At 71.7% G+C, this 17,216-nt stretch carries 16 protein-coding genes; 4 read left to right on the forward strand and 12 right to left on the reverse strand.

Translation table 11 applies throughout. The features are described from left to right. Positions 1–123 precede the first annotated feature (123 nt). The 3 genes from QSJ60_RS14495 to QSJ60_RS14505 form a co-directional block, all read right to left on the reverse strand. Complete coding sequence (locus QSJ60_RS14495) at positions 124–954, reverse strand: glycosyltransferase (protein ID WP_285464051.1); 831 nt, start codon at positions 952–954, stop codon at positions 124–126. Then, positions 951–1,886 carry a glycosyltransferase gene (locus QSJ60_RS14500; RefSeq protein ID WP_285464053.1) on the reverse strand — a complete coding sequence of 312 codons (936 nt, stop codon included), beginning with the start codon at positions 1,884–1,886 and terminating at the stop codon, positions 951–953. The genes QSJ60_RS14495 and QSJ60_RS14500 overlap by 4 nt, the downstream gene beginning before the upstream one ends. 88 nt (positions 1,887–1,974) lie before the next feature. Further along, positions 1,975–3,996, reverse strand: coding sequence for an acyltransferase family protein (locus QSJ60_RS14505; protein ID WP_285464055.1), 2,022 nt, complete (start codon positions 3,994–3,996; stop codon positions 1,975–1,977). A gap of 178 nt (positions 3,997–4,174) precedes the next feature. Between QSJ60_RS14505 and QSJ60_RS14510 the strand changes: the two genes are divergently transcribed. Beyond that, positions 4,175–5,317: a glycosyltransferase gene (locus QSJ60_RS14510; RefSeq protein ID WP_285464056.1), complete on the forward strand. Its 1,143-nt coding sequence runs from the start codon at positions 4,175–4,177 to the stop codon at positions 5,315–5,317. 21 nt (positions 5,318–5,338) lie between these two features. On the opposite strand, the gene QSJ60_RS14515 is transcribed toward QSJ60_RS14510, so the two are convergent. From QSJ60_RS14515 to QSJ60_RS14530, 4 genes are all read right to left on the reverse strand, one after another. Next, positions 5,339–6,721: an LCP family protein gene (locus tag QSJ60_RS14515; protein ID WP_189086265.1), complete on the reverse strand. Its 1,383-nt coding sequence runs from the start codon at positions 6,719–6,721 to the stop codon at positions 5,339–5,341. Then, positions 6,718–7,185 carry a 5-(carboxyamino)imidazole ribonucleotide mutase gene (gene purE, locus QSJ60_RS14520; RefSeq protein ID WP_285465338.1) on the reverse strand — a complete coding sequence of 156 codons (468 nt, stop codon included), beginning with the start codon at positions 7,183–7,185 and terminating at the stop codon, positions 6,718–6,720. The genes QSJ60_RS14515 and purE overlap by 4 nt, the downstream gene beginning before the upstream one ends. A gap of 91 nt (positions 7,186–7,276) precedes the next feature. Beyond that, positions 7,277–8,509 carry an acyltransferase family protein gene (locus QSJ60_RS14525; protein ID WP_285464058.1) on the reverse strand — a complete coding sequence of 411 codons (1,233 nt, stop codon included), beginning with the start codon at positions 8,507–8,509 and terminating at the stop codon, positions 7,277–7,279. 11 nt (positions 8,510–8,520) lie between these two features. Beyond that, the gene (locus QSJ60_RS14530) at positions 8,521–9,726 is read right to left on the reverse strand and encodes a 5-(carboxyamino)imidazole ribonucleotide synthase (RefSeq protein ID WP_502871406.1); all 1,206 of its coding nucleotides are present in this window, start codon (positions 9,724–9,726) and stop codon (positions 8,521–8,523) included. A gap of 42 nt (positions 9,727–9,768) precedes the next feature. Between QSJ60_RS14530 and QSJ60_RS14535 the strand changes: the two genes are divergently transcribed. After that, positions 9,769–10,359: a GtrA family protein gene (locus QSJ60_RS14535; protein WP_230765911.1), complete on the forward strand. Its 591-nt coding sequence runs from the start codon at positions 9,769–9,771 to the stop codon at positions 10,357–10,359. Here QSJ60_RS14535 and QSJ60_RS14540 read toward each other — a convergent pair. From QSJ60_RS14540 to QSJ60_RS14550, 3 genes are all read right to left on the reverse strand, one after another. Beyond that, positions 10,326–11,168: a DarT ssDNA thymidine ADP-ribosyltransferase family protein gene (locus tag QSJ60_RS14540; protein ID WP_285464064.1), complete on the reverse strand. Its 843-nt coding sequence runs from the start codon at positions 11,166–11,168 to the stop codon at positions 10,326–10,328. The genes QSJ60_RS14535 and QSJ60_RS14540 overlap by 34 nt on opposite strands. A 108-nt stretch (positions 11,169–11,276) precedes the next feature. Beyond that, complete coding sequence (locus tag QSJ60_RS14545; RefSeq protein ID WP_285464067.1) at positions 11,277–11,816, reverse strand: PH domain-containing protein; 540 nt, start codon at positions 11,814–11,816, stop codon at positions 11,277–11,279. A 4-nt stretch (positions 11,817–11,820) separates the two neighbouring features. Further along, complete coding sequence (locus tag QSJ60_RS14550) at positions 11,821–12,699, reverse strand: biotin--[acetyl-CoA-carboxylase] ligase (RefSeq protein WP_285464068.1); 879 nt, start codon at positions 12,697–12,699, stop codon at positions 11,821–11,823. 129 nt (positions 12,700–12,828) lie between these two features. Between QSJ60_RS14550 and QSJ60_RS14555 the strand changes: the two genes are divergently transcribed. Then, positions 12,829–14,430 (forward strand): acyl-CoA carboxylase subunit beta, encoded by a 1,602-nt coding sequence (locus QSJ60_RS14555; RefSeq protein ID WP_189086258.1) that lies wholly within the window; start codon positions 12,829–12,831, stop codon positions 14,428–14,430. 9 nt (positions 14,431–14,439) lie between these two features. Continuing rightward, entirely contained in the window at positions 14,440–14,670 is a 231-nt protein-coding gene (locus tag QSJ60_RS14560; RefSeq protein ID WP_285464069.1) for an acyl-CoA carboxylase epsilon subunit, read from the forward strand. A gap of 279 nt (positions 14,671–14,949) precedes the next feature. On the opposite strand, the gene QSJ60_RS14565 is transcribed toward QSJ60_RS14560, so the two are convergent. Both QSJ60_RS14565 and QSJ60_RS14570 read right to left on the reverse strand, forming a co-directional pair. Next, complete coding sequence (locus tag QSJ60_RS14565) at positions 14,950–16,008, reverse strand: DUF8320 family protein (RefSeq protein WP_285464071.1); 1,059 nt, start codon at positions 16,006–16,008, stop codon at positions 14,950–14,952. Beyond that, positions 16,005–17,195, reverse strand: coding sequence for a sensor histidine kinase (locus QSJ60_RS14570; protein WP_285464073.1), 1,191 nt, complete (start codon positions 17,193–17,195; stop codon positions 16,005–16,007). The genes QSJ60_RS14565 and QSJ60_RS14570 overlap by 4 nt, the downstream gene beginning before the upstream one ends. Between the last annotated feature and the right edge of the window lie 21 nt (positions 17,196–17,216).

Raw genomic sequence — 17,216 nt, forward strand, 5'->3', positions numbered from 1 at the left:
CGACCTGCCGCGCGCGGTGCGGGGGCGGAGGGCAGATCTGTCACCCGCAGTGCGCGATGCGGGTGGGCCCGACCCGCTGCCGACGCGGCGCACGCAGCGCGTCGCGTCGGCATCGGGTCGGCATCAGCCTGCGGATCCGCCGCGCGCGATGAATCGTCGGTACGCGATCTTCCGCACCCCCACCGGGACGAAACGGTACGCGCCCCGAACGGCGACATTGCGCAGATACTGCATGGGCGTCGTGAACCCGATGCGACGGAAGGCACGTTGAAGCGCGAGCTCGCTTCGAAGCTGCGCGAACCCGCCACGACGGGCGTACGCGCCCGCCCCCACTCGATACATCACGAGCGGCTCGGTGAGGTTCGCGACCGTCGCCCCGGACTGGATCATGCGCGCGAACAGCCAGTAGTCCTCCATCAGCCCCATGGGCTGGTAGCCACCTGCGGCCTCGACCGCGGCACGGCGGTACACCACGGTCGGATGGGAGAAGGGGTCGTGGAACCGCGCGTAGCTCGCGATCCGTTCCTGCCCCGAAGGAGGGACCCGGCGTCCCACGATGCTGCCGATGTCGTCGAGGAACTCGAGCATTCCGGTTCCGACGAGGTCGGCTCCGGCTTCGATCTCGGGGAGCTGGCGTTCGAATCGTTCGGGCAGCGAGATGTCGTCGGCGTCCATTCGTGCGACGACATCGAAACGCGCGAGCCCGAGACCCGTCGAGAGCGCGCTGGCGAGGCCGGTGTTGCGCTCGAAGACGTGGAACGTCGTCTCCACCGGGCTCTCGGCGATCCGTCGGGAAATCTCGAGCGCGAGCTCGTCGGGGACCGGTCCGTCCTGCACGAGCACGACCTGCGAGGGCCGCCTGGTCTGCTCGTGCACCGCGGAGAGGAAGGCCCGCCGGAAGTGCGCGGCGTCGTCCCCGCTGTAGACGGACATCAGCAGGCTGAACTCGCTCACCGCTCGACTCCGTCGAAGGCCTCGACGGCGATCGTCACCTGTCCCAGACCGGACAACGCCTGCGCGTTACGTCGGGGCCGGCTACGGAGCCCGTCGCGGCGGCCTCGCCTCCAACCGTCCGCGATGACGGAACGCTCTCGGGAACGGAGATAGGTCCGGAGCCAACGGCGAACGCTGGATGCTCCGTACATCACTTTCTCCGGGGCGGTGAGGCCTTGGGAGAAGCGGAACAGCCACAGCTTGTTCCGCACCTCGAAGAAGAACCGTTCGCCGGGGTCCGCGTCGGTGGACGCGAGTTCCTTCGTCTTGTGAACGACGACGGACGCGGGGACGTGCACGCCCCGCCGTCCCCGGAGCGCGCGCGCCGAGTACTCGAAGTCGTCATTCCAAATGAAGTAGTCGGCGATCGGCAGGCCGATCTGACGGACCACGTCGGCGCGAATGAGCATCGAGACGAACGACGTCGTCCGGATGGGCACCGACCCGTAGCGCTCGGCGGCGCTCCGCTCGCCACGCGACGCGAACGGCTTGCTCCGCGGCGTGTTCATGGGATGCTCGCGGCCGTCGACCCACACGACTCGCGACCCGCCGACGGCGTATCCTCCCGGCTCGACGACGCCGAGTAGGGCGGCCAGAGCCTCGGGCTCAGGGACGGTGTCGTCGTCCATCAGCCAGATCCAGTCCGCCGGTTCCGCGTCGAGTGCGACCGCCATCCCCGCTGCGAAGCCGCCGGCGCCGCCCGTGTTCCGCTCGAGCCGGACGACATCCAGCGGGAGTCGGTCGATGTACGACGCGGCGACGGCTGCCGAGTCATCCGTGGAAGCGTTGTCGACGACGACGACGCGGTCGAGCGCCCGAGTCTGCCCCGCGAGAGCGTCGAGCGTCTCGGCGAGCAGATCCCGCCGGTTGTACGCGACGATGACTGCCGTCACCAGACGCCCGCCCGATCGTTCCGACATCTGCTCTCTTCCAGTTGGTTCCCATGGCGACCTGGCGGTTGCTCCGGAGCAGCTGTCCCGCTTAGGGGATGACCCCCGCCAGCTGCAACTGCAGGGAGCCGGCGAGACTCCTCGCGTACGTCCCCGTCAGATGATTGTCATCGAGGTAGACGAAGACGTTGCCGAGGACTGCCCGGCAGTCACCGTCCGGACACAGCTCCTCAGTGAAGTCTACGAGGTACACCCCGTCGATGCTGCCAATGGCGTCGAGCGGGCTCTCGTCGGCCAGCGCCAGCGCCCGCGGCACACTGCAGGACGCACCGCTGGTGAGCGCCTCGAGCGCGCACTCGTACATGTTGTAGCCGAAGCGCGGGTTGTCACGGACCGCGATGAGGTTGATGCCTCGGTCGGTGATCTGGATTGCGACATCGTCGAGGCCGGCCGTGAGCTGCTCGTCCGGGCCGTCGACCTCCGCGGCGGTGCCGACGGTGAAGACGGCGTCCGGCGCTACATCCAGCACGTACGCGAGGGCCGCCGAGCTCCATTCCGGGCACTTCCCCTCCGTGCCGAAGGAACAGCCGCCACGGAGGACCGAGATCAACTGCCAGCCCGACTCCTCCGCGATCGGGATGAGCGCACCCATCATCTGTTCACTGTGGGAGTCTCCGACGACCACGACCGTCGCCGCGGGGTCGCCGATCTCAGTCGACTGCGCGCATCCTTCGACGAGGAGCGGGTCGTTCGTCGCGAACCTGCCGCTGCAGGACTCGGGGAGGGACACCCACTCGCTGTCCAACATCGTCGCCGCCGGGATCGGCTCGACGGTGGGAACGAAGCGATCGGCGATCAGAGGATCGAGTGCGACCGCCCCCGGGTGCTCGCCCGCCGCGATTAGCGCCTCGGCTTCGGCTTGCTCCTGGAACTGCCAAGTACCGAGCGGGACCACGACCGCCACGACGCTGGCCGCGACCACGACCAGCCCGTTGCGCTTCTTGCGGTTGCCCCAGGAGAACTCGCGGAGCGGACGCTCGACGAGCAGGTGGATCACGATCGCGAGCGCGATCGATACGCCGATGATCGCCGCACCGGCGAGCGGCCCGGGGTCGCCCCGGCCGGCCAGCGCCATCCAGAACACCAGGATCGGCCAGTGCACCAGGTAGAGCGAGTACGCCGAGTTGCCGAGCCAGCGGAGCGGGCCGAAGGCCAGGAGCCGGTCGGGGCCGAAGCTCGTCGGCGAGCTCCCGGAGACGATGAGCATGGCCGCGCACATCGTCGGCCAGAGGGCGAGGTAGCCGGGGAAGCCGCCTTCCACGTCGAAGAGCACCCCGCAGAGCACGATGCCGGCGAGGCCGGCCCAGCCGAGCACCGCGCGCACCGGCTCGGGGAGCCGGACGAACGGCAGCACGAGCGCCACGAGCGACCCCAGGGCGAACTCCCAGAGCCGTGCGCCGGTGTCGAAGTACGCCCACTGCTGGTTCACCGCGGTGATCACGACGGAGTAGCTCAAGGAGGCGGCGAAGACGACGCCGAAGATCGCGACGAGCGTGAGCCGCACGGAGCGGCCCAGCCGTCGCGCGAGCAGCGTGCCGCCGAGGATGAGGATCGGCCAGAGCACGAAGATCTGCCCCTGGATCGACATCGACCAGAAGTGCTGCAGCGGGCTCAGCATCGCGCCGTGCGGGGCGTAGTAGTCGACCGCGGTCGTAGCGAGCTCCCAGTTTTGGAAGTAGAACAGCGAGGCGACCGTCTGGGACCAGATCGTCGGCCAACGCGTCGCAGGGAGGAGCAGCGCGGTGGCCACCAGCACCCCGAGCAGGACGACCGCGGCAGCCGGGAGGAGTCGTTTGAACGTCTTCGTCCAATACGCGAGCGGGGCGATCGCGCCGCCGGCCTCCGCGCGCTTCGCGAACGACGCGGTGAGGAAGAACGCCGAGAGCATCAGGAACACATCGACGCCGCCCGAGACACGCCCGACCCAGACGTGGTAGACGACGATGAGGAGCACGGCGAGCGCCCGGAGCCCGTCGAGGTCGTGTCGATAGCGCAGCTGCGGGGCGCTCTGAACGTCCCGGCTCGGCGCGTCGGGGGTTGCGCGAAGAGTCATGTGTGAAATCGCTCTCATGCGTGGGGGAAGCCCGAGAGCAAGGCTGATTTCGATACAGGGTAATCGAACTGCCTGAAAGGAGCCACAATCGATTCGACCGGCATCGCCTCTCACCCGGGGGTCGGCCGAGCGCCTCCCGCAGCTCGGAGTGATAGCTTGGCTCGTCTGAGGAGGTCCGATGCCCGTCAACCTGCGCGTCGTCGTCGATCAGCTCATCGCCCCGGTGCCCGGCGCATTGGGCCGCTACACAGAGGAGCTGACCCGCGCCGTCATCCGCACGACGCCGCCCGATTGCGCGGTCGAGGGCATCGTCTCCTCGTCTCCGGAGGCGGACTACGAGCGGGTGCGCGCGGCCCTGCCCGGACTCGCGGACCTCTACAAGACGAGCCTGGCCCGGCGCGAGCTCGCCGCAGCATGGCAGCTCGGCCTCACCACCTCGCCCGGCGGCGGGATGATCCACGGCACCGGCCTGTTCGCCCCGCTGCGCAAGCACGATCGGCGTGCCGGCGATCAGACGGTCGTCACGGTCCACGACGTCCTCGCCTGGACGAACCCGGAGGCGATGAGTTCGACGGCCGTCGCGTGGCAGAAGGGCATGCTGAAGCGGGCCCGCAAGCACGCGGACGCCGTCGTCGTGCCGACGCACGCGCTCGCCGACCAGCTCTCGATGATCGTCGACTTCGGTGAGCGGCTCCGGGTCATCGGCACCGCCCCCCGGACCGGACTCGTGCTCGGACCGGACGCCGGCGCTCGAGCGGAGCGACTCGGACTCCCCGCCGAATACCTCCTCGTCCAGGGCACGCTCGAACCCCGGAAGGGTCTCGTCGATGTGCTCGCCGCGCTCGGCCGGACGGGCGTCCCCGAGCTCCCGCTCGTCGTGCTCGGCCCGGAGAGCTGGGGCGACCAGCACCTCGTCACCGTCGCGGAGGAGCACGGCGTCCGCGCCGATCGACTGCTCCGACTGGACGCGCTCGACCCCGCGGATCTCGCGGTCGTGCTCGGCCGCGCGACGGCGGTGGTCGCGCCGGCGCACGACGAGGCCAGCGGCACCTGGCTCATCGAGGCGTTCAGCCTCGGCGCGCCCGTCATCCACTCCGACGCGCCCGCGCACCAGGAGATCGCCGCGGGCGCCGGCCTGTCCGTCGCCGTCGGCGTCGGCGGCTCCGACGGCTTCGCCGACCGGCTGGCCGCCGCCATCACCCGGGTCGCCGAGGATCGCGAGCTCGCGGCACGGCTCTCGCTGACCGCCGCCGACCGCGCGCGCGCGTTCAGCTGGCAGGACGCCGGGGAGCGGGTCTGGCAGCTGCACGCCGACCTCTGACGGTCCGGGCGGCGGCGAGGCTCAGCCGGCGGGCTGTTCGCTCGGATCCGGGCTCGGCGGCACGAGGGCCTGGGCGATGAGCGAGCGGATGTACTCGAAGTCCGGATCCGTCGGGTCGACCCCGTTGTCCGGGACGAGTTCGACCTGCCCGATCGGCAGCTCCTTCGTCTTCATCGCGAGGTTCGCGAAGTAGCCGAGCATCGACTGCGGGATGTCCGTCTTCACCGTGTCGGCGCCGGCCGAAGCCACGTCCTGGAACTTCGCGAGCACGTTCCCCGGCGTGAACTGGTGCAGGATCGCCTCCTGCAGGACCCGCTGGCGGGCCATCCGCTCGTAGTCGCCGCCGGCCACGCCGTAGCGCGCCCGCCCGTACCAGAGCGCGTGGTAGCCGTCGAGGTGCTGCTGGCCCGGCTCGATCCAGCCGTCGACGCCGTCGTTGTCCTCGTCGCCGCCGATGGGGATGCGCGTCTCGACGTTGATGTCGACGCCGCCGAGCGCGTTGATGAGCTGCTCGAAGCCCTGCATGTCGATGAGCACGTAGTACTGGATGTCGAGGCCGGTGACTCCCTCAGCGGCGTCGCGCATGCCCTCGATGCCGGGCTCGCTGCCGCGTGCCACCGCATCCGGGTACATCTCGGGGCTCTTCAGCTCCACCTCGGTGTAGATCGAGTTCAGCATGCACACGTCGACCTCGCAGCCGTCGATCGCGCCGTAGCCCTCGGGATAGACCTGGGCGAGCGGCGAGTCGTCGGGGAAGGGGACGTCCTCGAGATCACGGGGCAGGCCGATCATCACAGCGTGCCCGGTGTCGGCGTCGATGGAGACGACCGACATGCTGTCGGGTCGCATCCCCTCACGGTCGGGGCCGGAGTCTCCGCCGAGCAGCAGGATGTTGTAGCGGCCGTTCTCGTCCGGCGGCTCCGTGGGGCCGGCGATGAACACCGAGTTGAGGAAGCCGCTCGCGGTGAACGCGAGATACGCACCGTACGAGGCGCCTCCGGACAGCGCGATCATCAGCACCGTCGTGAGGCCGGCGATCCATCCGCGAGCCGACGGGGCGGTCTTCACCAGTCGGACGATCCGCAGCGTGTCGAAGGTCAGGACGACCCAGAGCACCGCGTAGAACACGAGGACTGCGGCGAGGATCCAGAGCGACCAGGCCATCGAGACGGCGCTGAACACCACGGTCGGCCAGACGAACCAGCAGACGAGCGCCGCGACCAGCAGCAGCCACAGCACGAGCGTCGCGCCGAGGCCGAAGCGGCCGAGCCGCCGACTGCCCGCGAGCACCTGCGGCGAGCCGGGGATGAGGAAGTTCAGGACGACGAGCCACCAGCCCCGCCGGGTCATCAGCGGGCGCGAGGCGACGTCCGGGTACCGGATCGGGCTGGCGGCGAGGCTCATCGGGACTGCTTCAGCCGTTCGTTCTTCTCCTCGACGAGCTCGGCGAGCGCCGTCGCGTAGGCGGCGAGCGCCTCGCTGAGCGCCGGGTCGGCCGTCGCGAGGATCTTCGCCGCGATGAGCCCGGCGTTCTTCGCCCCGCCGATCGAGACGGTGGCGACGGGCACGCCGGCGGGCATCTGCACAATGGAGAGCAGCGAGTCGAGGCCGTCGAGCCGGGACAGCGGCACGGGCACGCCGACGACGGGCAGAGTGGTGACGGAGGCGAGCATGCCGGGCAGGTGCGCCGCTCCCCCGGCCCCGGCGATGATGACCTTGAGCCCGCGGCCGGCGGCCCGCTTGCCGTAGTCGATCATCTTCTCGGGCGTGCGATGGGCGGAGACGACCTCCACCTCGTGCGGGATGCCGAACTCGTCGAGCAGCTCGGATGCCTCGCGCATGACGTTCCAATCGGAATCGGAACCCATGACGACGCCGACGAGCGGAGCGGGAGAGGTCTCAGTCACTCGAACGAGTGTAGGGGCGAGGGCTGGGAGATGCCCGCAACGACGCCGCGCGTCAGCCCTGGTTGCGCCCGAGGCTCGCCGTCAGCGCCGAGGCCCGGCGCCCCACCCACCCGGAGGCGCGGTGGGACGGCGCCTCGACGATGCGGTAGAAGACCGTGCCGACGAGCAGGGACAGCGGGATGCCGAGGGCCATGATCCAGTGCGCCGGCAGCTCGGGCAGCGCGAAGCGGAGCGCCACGATCACCGGCACGTGCACGAGGTAGAGGCTGAACGAGATGCGCGCGAGGTACTGCACCGGGCGGGAGCCGAGCGGGCCCGCCGCACCGCGCGAGCCGAGGCAGCAGAACACGAGCAGCGCGGCTCCGACCACGACGACGACCTTGAGCAGCGGGGCGAACTCGGCGATCGAGCCGAAGGCGCCGAGCTCCCAGCGGAGGACCAGCAGCACGCATCCCGTGACGAGCAGCCCCGTCCACGCGAACGGCGCCCAGCGAGCGCGATTGATGGCGGCGGCCGCCCGCTCGAGCACATCGAGCTTCGCCGCGAGGAGCACGCCGATGAGGAAGACCGGCAGGTACTCGAGCGCCGCCGTCCCGGTCTCGGCCCCGACCCAGACGCCGGCGAGGGCCGCGACGAGGCCGAGCGGCCACCAACGGCGCACCGCGAGCGCAAGCACGACGAAGACGGGCAGCGTGACGGAGAAGATCATCTCCCACTGGATCGACCACAGCGGGTTGTCGAGCTTGTACGACCCGTTGAAGAGGTTCAGCGCGTTCAGCACGAGGTGCCAGTCGAGCTCCTTCGCCGTGCGCTCCTCGACCCAGGGCGAGAACCGCTCGACCGCCGGGCGCGGCACCACGGCGATGAGGAACGCGGCGAACGCGACGGCGCCCACGACCGGCAGTCCGAGTCGCACCATGCGACGCGGGAAGTAGGACACCCAGTCGAAGCCGCCGCGCAGCACCGGCAGCGCGAGCACGAAGCCGCTCAGCACGAAGAACACGGTGACTGCCTCGTGCCCCGCGTTCGTGAGCTTCAGCGGGCTGTAGGTGAGCCACCAGAGCACGGTTCCCGGTTCAGGTGCGCTTCCGCCCTTGACGTAGAGCGAGGAGATCGAGGGGTTCAGGAGCAGGGCGTGGTGCACGAGCACGACGAGCGCCGCGATGCCGCGCAGCCCGTCGAGCGCGAGGAAGCGGCCCCGTCCGGCGCCGGCGCTTCCGCCCGCGCCCGCGGGCGCGCCGGATCGCTCCGACGACAGCGCCGTCGAGTCCAGCGATGCGGTCATCGCGCCGGACATCAGTCCTGGAACACCGCCGCAGCGGCGCGGGCCTGATAGACCACGTCGTCGAGATCGGGGCCCACCGCGGTCACGTGCCCGATCTTGCGGCCGGGCCGCGGGGCCTTGCCGTAGTTGTGCACCTTCACCGTCGGGTGACCCGAGAGCGCCTCGGGGTAGCGGTCGGTGAGTGAGCCCTCGGCGGGGCCGCCGAGGATGTTCACCATGACCGACCACGCGTCGTGGGTGCCGGTGCCGCCGAGCGGCAGGTCGAGCACGGCGCGGAGGTGCTGCTCGAACTGCCCGGTCGTCGCGCCGTCCATCGACCAGTGGCCGCTGTTGTGCGGGCGCATCGCGAGCTCATTGACGAGCACGCGGTCGTCGTGCGTCTCGAAGAGCTCGACCGCGAGCACACCGGTGACGCCGAGGCCCTCGGCGATCGCGATGGCCACGTCGGCGGCCACATCGGCGAGGCGGCCTGCGGAGCGCGGGGCCGGCGCGATCACTTCGCTGCAGACGCCGCCGACCTGGACGGTCTCGACGACGGGCCACGCCGCGAGTTCGCCGGAGGGGCGACGAGCGACGAGCTGCGCGAGCTCGCGGCGGAACTCGACGAGCTCCTCGACGAGGAGGGCGCCGGGGCGGCCGTCCTCGGCGAGCGCGGCGAACCACTCCGCGACCTCGGCGGAGCCGTGCACGACGCGCACGCCCTTGCCGTCGTAGCCGCCGCGGGGGGTCTTCACCACGGCCGAACCGCCGTGCGCCTCGATGAAGCGGTCGAGCTCCTCCGCGGTCTCGACGCGGGCCCAATCGGGCACCGGCAGGCCGAGTTCGGAGAGGCGCTCGCGCATGAGCAGCTTGTCCTGCGCGAAGCGGAGCGCATCGGGGCCCGGGTGCACCGGGATGCCGGCGTCGACGAGGGCGTGCAGCACGTCCTGCGGGACGTGCTCGTGATCGAAGGTGACGACGTCGACCTCGCGCGCGAAGGCCAGCACGGTCTCGGCGTCCAGGTAGTCGCCCACCGCGGTCGCGGCGAGCTCGGCGGCCATGCCCTCGGCCTCGGCGAGCACCCGCAGCTCGACGCCGAGCTCGATCGCCGCAGGGATCATCATCCTCGCGAGCTGCCCGCCACCGATCACTCCGACCCGCACCCGACCGACCTCTTCCTCTGCTCCGCCTCGCGAGGTCCGGGAGACCCCGCGCCCGGCCGAACGGCCGGATCCGATGCCCCCAGTCTACGGGCGGCGCCTGTGGCTAAGATGTGCCGGGTGACGACGCGCGATCTCGCGGCGGGAGCGGCGACCGGCTCCCGGGCCGGAGATCTCGCGCGCCGACTGTGGCGGGGCGTGGTGGCGTACGCGCTGAAGTTCGGCGTCGTCGGCCTGATCGGCCTCGCGATCGACGTCGCGCTGTTCAACGCGCTGCGGCTCGGCGCGTTCGGGGCGGATGGCTGGGCGCAGTCGGCCCTCGGCGCGAAGACCATCTCGACGAGCGTCGCGATCGTGTTCAACTGGCTCGGCAACCGCTACTGGACGTTCCGTAGCCATCGCCGGAAGAACTACCTCCGCGAGTTCGCGGAGTATGTCATCGTCTCGCTCGGCGGGATGGCGATCGCGCTCGCCTGCCTCTGGATCAGCCACCACGTCCTCGGCCTGACGAGCCTCGTCGCCGACAACATCGCCTCGAACGTGATCGGCCTGGGCCTCGGCACGCTCTTCCGCTTCGTGCTGTACCGCTACTGGGTGTACGGCCACCACCGCGCGGACGGGCTGTCGCAGCTCGCCCGCGCGGAGGAGGCGCAGCGCGCGCTCTTCGAGGAGCCGGCTCAGTCCTCGGCGGGCAGGAACCAGGGCGGGTAGACCGCGATCCGGGTCTTCGCGCCCACTGCGGAGAGCGCGGCGCGCACGCGGTCGCGGACGCGCTCGTTGCCGACGGCGATGAGCGCGATCCGCTCGAGCGGGACCTCGCCGCGCACGAGGAACTCGGCGGTGCGCAGGCGCGCGGTCTCCTGCTCGTGGGCGAGCAGTCGGAGCATCCGCTCGACCGCCGGCCACGCGACGGCGAGCTCCGCGCCGGGCAGCGCGGCGTCGACGTCGCTGACGGCGACCGCGCCGTCGGCCGTGGTGGCGCCGCGCGCGGCCGCGACGGAGCTCACGAGCATGACGTGGTCGGCCGCGGGGCGCTCGACGGCCTCGGCGGCGAGCCGCGGGTCGGGCGTGCCCTCGCGCACCGCGTTCCAGACCAGCGCGTCGGGGGTGAGCAGGAAGGGCACGTAGTCGGCGATGACCGCGTCGGTGCCGTCGACCGCGCGAGCGCGGCGGAACTCGCGCACTGCGGGGGCCGAGAGGTCGACGAGCGGTGCGGCCCCGGCCGCGTCCGGCACGAGCGCGCCGGCGCCGAGGATGCGAGCCAGGTTGTCGAGGTGCGTCACGTGGTAGATGCGCACAGCCCCGGCGTCGATGGGCGGGGCGCTGAGCGCACCGGCGCCCGCCTTCGCGCGGGCGGGCTTCGCGACCGGCGCGCGCAGCGACGCTGCGCTCGGCCGCCGGCCCGGGACGCGGTTCGCCCGAGCCGCCGGTTCGGGCTGCGGCGCGGGCTCAGGGGCCTTCGGCGGGAAGCAGATGGCGCACAGGCCGTCGTCGAAACCGTGGATGCATTCGTCGGCCAACAGGCACCTTTCCTCTGCGTCCCGCGCCGGGGGCGCGCGGGAACCGCCCGTCTACTTTACGCGTGCGCGGAGGCCTCCGCCGCCAGGTGCGGCGACTCGCGGGCTGCGTCAGCGCTGGCCCCACATGACGGTGTCGGCGTCCGTCTGGGCCGGCTGCAGCGGGGCCACCGAGGGCGCGCCGGCGATGAGCTCGTGCAGCGCCTGCTGCGCGAGCTCGGGCGCGGGGAGGTCCTTCAGCACGAAGGGGCGGTCGCGGCCCACGTCGATCCGGACGTCGCCCGAGCCGAACATCCGCTGGCCGGGCGTCCGCCGGACGGTCACGTCGTAGCCGCGGCGCAGCGGCAGCTCGCGACGGACCCGGACGAACACCCCGTTCGTGACGATGACGCGGCGGTCGGTGATGGTGACCCGCCCGGCGAGCCAGGACAGGAAGGGCAGGAGGCACGCGAGCAGCACGAGGAGCACCGAGCCGCCGAGCAGGGCCCAGCGCTGCCAGTCCTCGAGCAGGATGCCGCTCGCGTACGCGGCGCCGCCGGCCACGCCGATCAGCACGATCGCCGGCAGGATCAGGCGCCGCCCGTGCCGGCGCAGACGCGCGACGACCCGTTCGGGGGTCGCCTGACGCTGCTCGGTCTCGGGTGGCCTCATACGGTCATTCATACCGCAGGTGCGTCACATCGCCCGCGGCGACGGCCTGCGATTCGTCCGACTCGCGGTCGAGCACCAGCAGGCGGCCGTCGGCGTCGAGCCCCTCGGCGGTGCCGAGGAGCATCCGCCCGCCCGGCAGCTCGACGCGCACCTCCTCGCCGATCGTCCCGCAGAGCGAGGCGACGCGCGCCGCGATGCCGGACGCGGCCGCGTCGCCGCCCGCCGCGCGGTAGGCGTCGAAGAGCTCGAGGAAGCCCGCCAGGTAGTCGGCGAGCACCGCGTCGGCGTCGGGGCGGCGCCCGCTCGCGAGCAGGAGCGAGGTCGAGGTGAGCGTGGGCAGGTCGTGCTCGTCCAGGGTGAGGTTCAGCCCGGCGCCGACGACGACGCCGCCCGGCGCGGCCTGGCCCGGTTCGGGCGGCAGCAGTTCGGAGAGGATGCCGCAGACCTTGTAGCCCGACACGAGCACGTCGTTCGGCCACTTCAAGTCCACCTCGAGGAGGCCGGGGCCGTCGGCGTCGTCGTCAGCGGTCTCGTCGAGGCGCGCGACGCGGGCGGCGTCGAGCTCCCGTCGCACCGCCCCGGTCATCGCGGCGCCCGCGATGAGCGGGATCCAGCCGTAGGCCTCGAGCGGGAGGGCCGGCGCCCGGCCGTCACCCGGGCGCAGCAGCAGCGAGATCGCGAGCGTCTTGCCGCTCGGGGCGAGCCAGCTCCGTCCCAGCCGGCCGCGCCCGGCGGTCTGCTCGTCGGTCACCACCACCGCGCCGTGCGGCCACGTCGAGGCATCCGCCCCGGTCGCCGCGATCCGCAGCTCGTCGTTCGTCGATCCGGCCCGTTCGAGGAACTCGAACCGGGGCACGGCGGCCCGCGATCGCTCCCAATCCATGGCCATCACCCTAGCGACGGCGGTCGCGCCCGGGTGCGCGTCGCGTGGCGGGAGGCGGGAAAGGAGCGCCCCAGATTTGTAGGGTTCCGTCAACGATCCGGCCGGAGTGCTCACCGGTAGAGTGATCCGGTGACCGAAGCGACGAACGACGGCCCCGACCTCTCGACCACCGCGGGCAAGCTCGCCGACCTCAAGGCGCGCTACCACGAGGCGGTGACCGCCTCGGGGCAGGCCGCCATCGAGAAGCAGCACGCCAAGGGCAAGATGACCGCGCGCGAGCGCATCGAGGGCCTGCTCGACCCGGGCTCCTTCGTCGAGCTCGACGAGTTCGTGCGGCACCGCACCCATGCCTTCGGCATGGAGTCGAAGCGCCCCTACGGCGACGCCGTCGTGACCGGTACGGGCACCATCCACGGCCGCCAGGTCGCCGTGTACTCGCAGGACTTCACGATCTTCGGCGGCTCGCTCGGCGAGGTCGCCGGCGAGAAGATCATCAAGGTGATGGAGCTCGCGCTGAAGATCGGCGTGCCGATCATCGGCATCCTCGACTCGGGCGGCGCCCGCATCCAGGAGGGCGTCGTCGCGCTCGGCAAGTACGGCGAGATCTTCCGCCGCAACACCGCCGCCTCCGGCGTCATCCCCCAGATCTCGATCATCATGGGCCCGGCGGCCGGCGGCGCGGTCTACTCCCCCGCCCTCACCGACTTCGTGATCATGGTCGACAAGTCGAGCCACATGTTCGTCACCGGCCCCGACGTCATCAAGACCGTCACGGGCGAGGAGGTCGGCTTCGAGGAGCTCGGCGGCGCGCTCACCCACAACACGGTCTCGGGCGTGGCGCACTACCTCGCGAGCGACGAGGACGACGCGCTCGACTACGCGCGCACCCTCGTCTCGTTCCTGCCCGACAACAACATGGCCGACCCGGTCGTGTACGAGTCGGAGATCGAGCTCGAGATCACCGACGAGGACCGACGCCTGAACACCGTCATCCCGGACTCGCCGAACCAGCCGTACGACATGCGCACCGTCATCGAGGGGCTCGTCGACCACGCGGACTTCCTCGAGGTGCAGCCGCTCTACGCGCCGAACATCGTGATCGGCTTCGCCCGCATCGAGGGGCGTTCGGTCGGCATCATCGCGAACCAGCCGAGCCAGATGGCCGGCACCCTGAACATCGCCGCGGGCGAGAAGGCCAGCCGCTTCGTGCGCTTCTGCGACGCCTTCTCCATCCCGATCCTGACGCTCGTCGACGTGCCGGGCTACCTGCCGGGCACCGACCAGGAGTGGACCGGCGTGATCCGCCGCGGCGCGAAGCTGCTCTACGCGTACGCCGAGGCGACCGTGCCGCTCGTCACGGTCATCACCCGCAAGGCGTACGGCGGCGCGTACATCGTGATGGGCTCGAAGCAGCTCGGCGCCGACATCAACCTCGCCTGGCCGACCGCGGAGATCGCGGTCATGGGCGGGCAGGGCGCCGTCAACATCCTCTACCGCGCCGAGATCAAGCGCGCCGAGGAGGCCGGCGAGGACGTCGCCGCGGTGCGCACGCAGCTCGCGAACGAGTACACCTACAACGTGGCCTCCCCGTTCCTCGCCGCCGAGCGCGGCGAGCTCGACGGCGTCATCGAGCCCGCGGCCACCCGCGTCGCCATCGCCAAGGCGCTCCGCACGCTGCGCACGAAGCGCGCGAGCCTGCCGCCGAAGAAGCACGGCAACATCCCCCTGTAAGGAGCCGCTGTGACCGATCAGGACGCCCCGCCCGCCGTCGACCTCCGCTTCGTCGACCGACGGCCGCCGACGCCCGCCGAGACGGCGGCCGTCATCGCCGTCGTCACCGCCGTGCTCGAGGAGCACACCCCCGAGGCCTCCGTCGCGCCCGCCGGTCGGGACGAGTGGGTGCGCTCGGGATCGGCGCTCCGCCGCCCGGTCGAGACCGGTCAGGGGCGCTGGCAGCGGTCCCTCCGCTAGGGGGACGCGATGAGGACCCGTTGTCCTCACAAATGCTGACTATTGCGAACCTCGCCCCTGTTGCACTATTGATGTGCAGGCTCCAGAGGAGTCGCCATCATCACCGGTCGGGTAACCGGTGATTGTTGGGGGCGAGCCAGGGCGATATTCGGGTTGTCGCCGTGGCTCGGGCTGTGAGGGGGCCGGTCATCGACCGGCCCCCTCCTCATTTAACTCGCGGCGGTCTTCGCGGGCGTCGCCCACGGCGCGGATGCCTCGACCGGCCCGATCCGCAGCGGCTCAGTCCTCGGCGGACTCGATCTCGGCGGCGGGCATCGCCGCCTCGGCCTCGCTCTCGGGGAGCCGCGGGATCTCGAGCCACAGCTCGACCTCGGCGTCGTCGCCGTCGTCGCCCGGCACCGCCGAGGTGCGCAGGCCGACGACCGTCACCGCGGCGGCCGAGCCCTCAGCGGCGGTGCGGGCGATGATCCGGTCGGCGTTCGAGCCCGCGATGGCCTCGGCGAGCTGCGAGAGCACGCGGTCCCGCGCGACCTCGTCGAGGTCGTCGATGCCGCCCTCGTCGAGGAGGGTCACGGTCATGCCCCGCTCACGGGCGCGCTGCACCTCGACGCGGACGGCGTCGGTGAGCAGCATCCGGCCGCGGATCTCGTCGCGGATGGCCGCCTCGAGCCGTCGGCACTCCTCCCGCTGCGACTCGCTGAGGACGCCGTCGCGGTCGATGATCCGGCGGAGCATGGGCGCGGCGACCCGGTTCGTGTGGGCGAGCCGCATCCGCCCCTCGAAGAGGTACGCGTCCTGCGCCGCCTGCCAGGCCGCCGCCTCGCGCTCTGCCTGCGCGTAGCGCCGGGTCTCCCGGGCGGAGTTCGCGAGGGCGGAGGTGAGCGCGTGCGCGATGGCCACCCAGACCACGCTGCCGATGACGCCGAGCGAGCCGAGCGCGAGCGGTCCCGCCCACACCATCGTCTGCACCGCGAGCGCGATGACGCCGAGCCACGCGACGACGAGCTGCCGGCGCGCGGCTGCGATCGTCATCAGCGTGCCGACGGCCGCGACGTACCAGGTGGCGTAGCCGTTGTCGCCAGCGGCGTCGAGCTGGCTCGTCGCGAGCAGGGGCAGGGCGATGCTCACCGCGAGGTCGAACGCGGCGAGCCAGTCGGGCATCCGCGCCCGCGAGGACGGCCAGAGGCTCAGCACGGTCGCGAAGGCGTAGCAGGCGAGCGCGACGACCGCCGGCCAGGGGCTCGCGGGCACCGCGAGCGAGTAGACGCCGAGGATGACGTGGTAGGTCGAGAAGAGCGCCGCGAGGACGAGCAGCAGCCACCTGGGGACGGAGATCACGCGTCGCCCCCGATCGCACCCGTGGGCCAGGCGAGGATGACCGTCGTGCCGTGGCCGGCGAGCGACTCGATCTTCGCGAGGCCGCCCGCGTTCGTCATCCGCTCCTCGATGGAGACGCGCACGCCGAGCCGCTCGTGCGGCACCGTGATGGGGTCGAAGCCCACTCCGTTGTCGGCCACCTCGACGACGCAGCCGTTGGCGCGCACACCGCGGACGCGGAGCTCGCGCCGCGTCACCCGGCCGGGCTCGTCGGCGTGCTGGAGGCTGTTGACCATCGCCTGCACGGCCGCGGAGTAGAGGGCTTCGACGGCCTCGACCGGCAGCTCCACGCCGCCCGCGTTCACGACGCGCACGGCGAAGCTCGCATTGAAGGTGCCGATCGCGGTGCGCAGCCGGCGCACGAGCACGCCGAGGGAGACCCGATCGAGGGAACGAGGGCCGGCGACCCCGGCTTCGTCGAGGCGGGCGATGGCGTCTTTCGCCATGCGCGCGGCGAGCGCCTGCTGCTCGGGCCTGGTGGCGGCCGCCGCCGAGAGCAGCGTCGTCAGCACGCTGTCGTGCACGAGGGCGTCGACCTTGACGCGCTCGAGCTCGTTCGCGTGCAGCCGGGCGGCGAGGTCGTAGCGCTGCAGGGCCGCCTCCTGGGCCTGGTCGACGCCGATCGCCGCCTGCCGCAGCATCGTGATGATGACGAGCACGACGATGCCGAGGATGAGCGCGTAGGTGGCGTCGAGCACGGCGAGCAGCGGCTCGGCCGCCCCCCCCGACGGCGAGACGCGGACGATGCCGTACACGATCGGCACGACGACGGTGTACGCCGCCGCCCACCAGCTCGGCAGCGCGACGACGGCGGCGGTCGTCGCGACGGTGCAGAGGAAGTAGAGCCAGGGCACCTGCCCGGCCATCGCGCCGAAGTCCTCGACCAGGGTGGGCCAGGACAGCAGGGCGAGCAGGTAGAGGATGGCGAAGGAGAGGCACGCGGCACGGATGGCGACCTTCGAGAGGGTGGCCACGGCGAGGGCGACGATCGCGCCGTACACGACGGCCATGAGCGCGGCGCCGGCCCCGGGACGGAGCACCGCGGCCTCGGCGAGGGCGGACGGCACCGTCTGCGCGGCGAAGACGAGGCCTGCGATCCCGACCGCGCGAGCGGAGATCGTCTCGACCTGGCTCCGGCTGACCGACATCCTCCGCCGTGCGGTGGGCCG

Origin of the sequence: Agromyces sp. NBRC 114283 (assembly GCF_030268405.1) — a bacterium.
GTDB lineage: Bacteria > Actinomycetota > Actinomycetes > Actinomycetales > Microbacteriaceae > Agromyces > Agromyces mediolanus.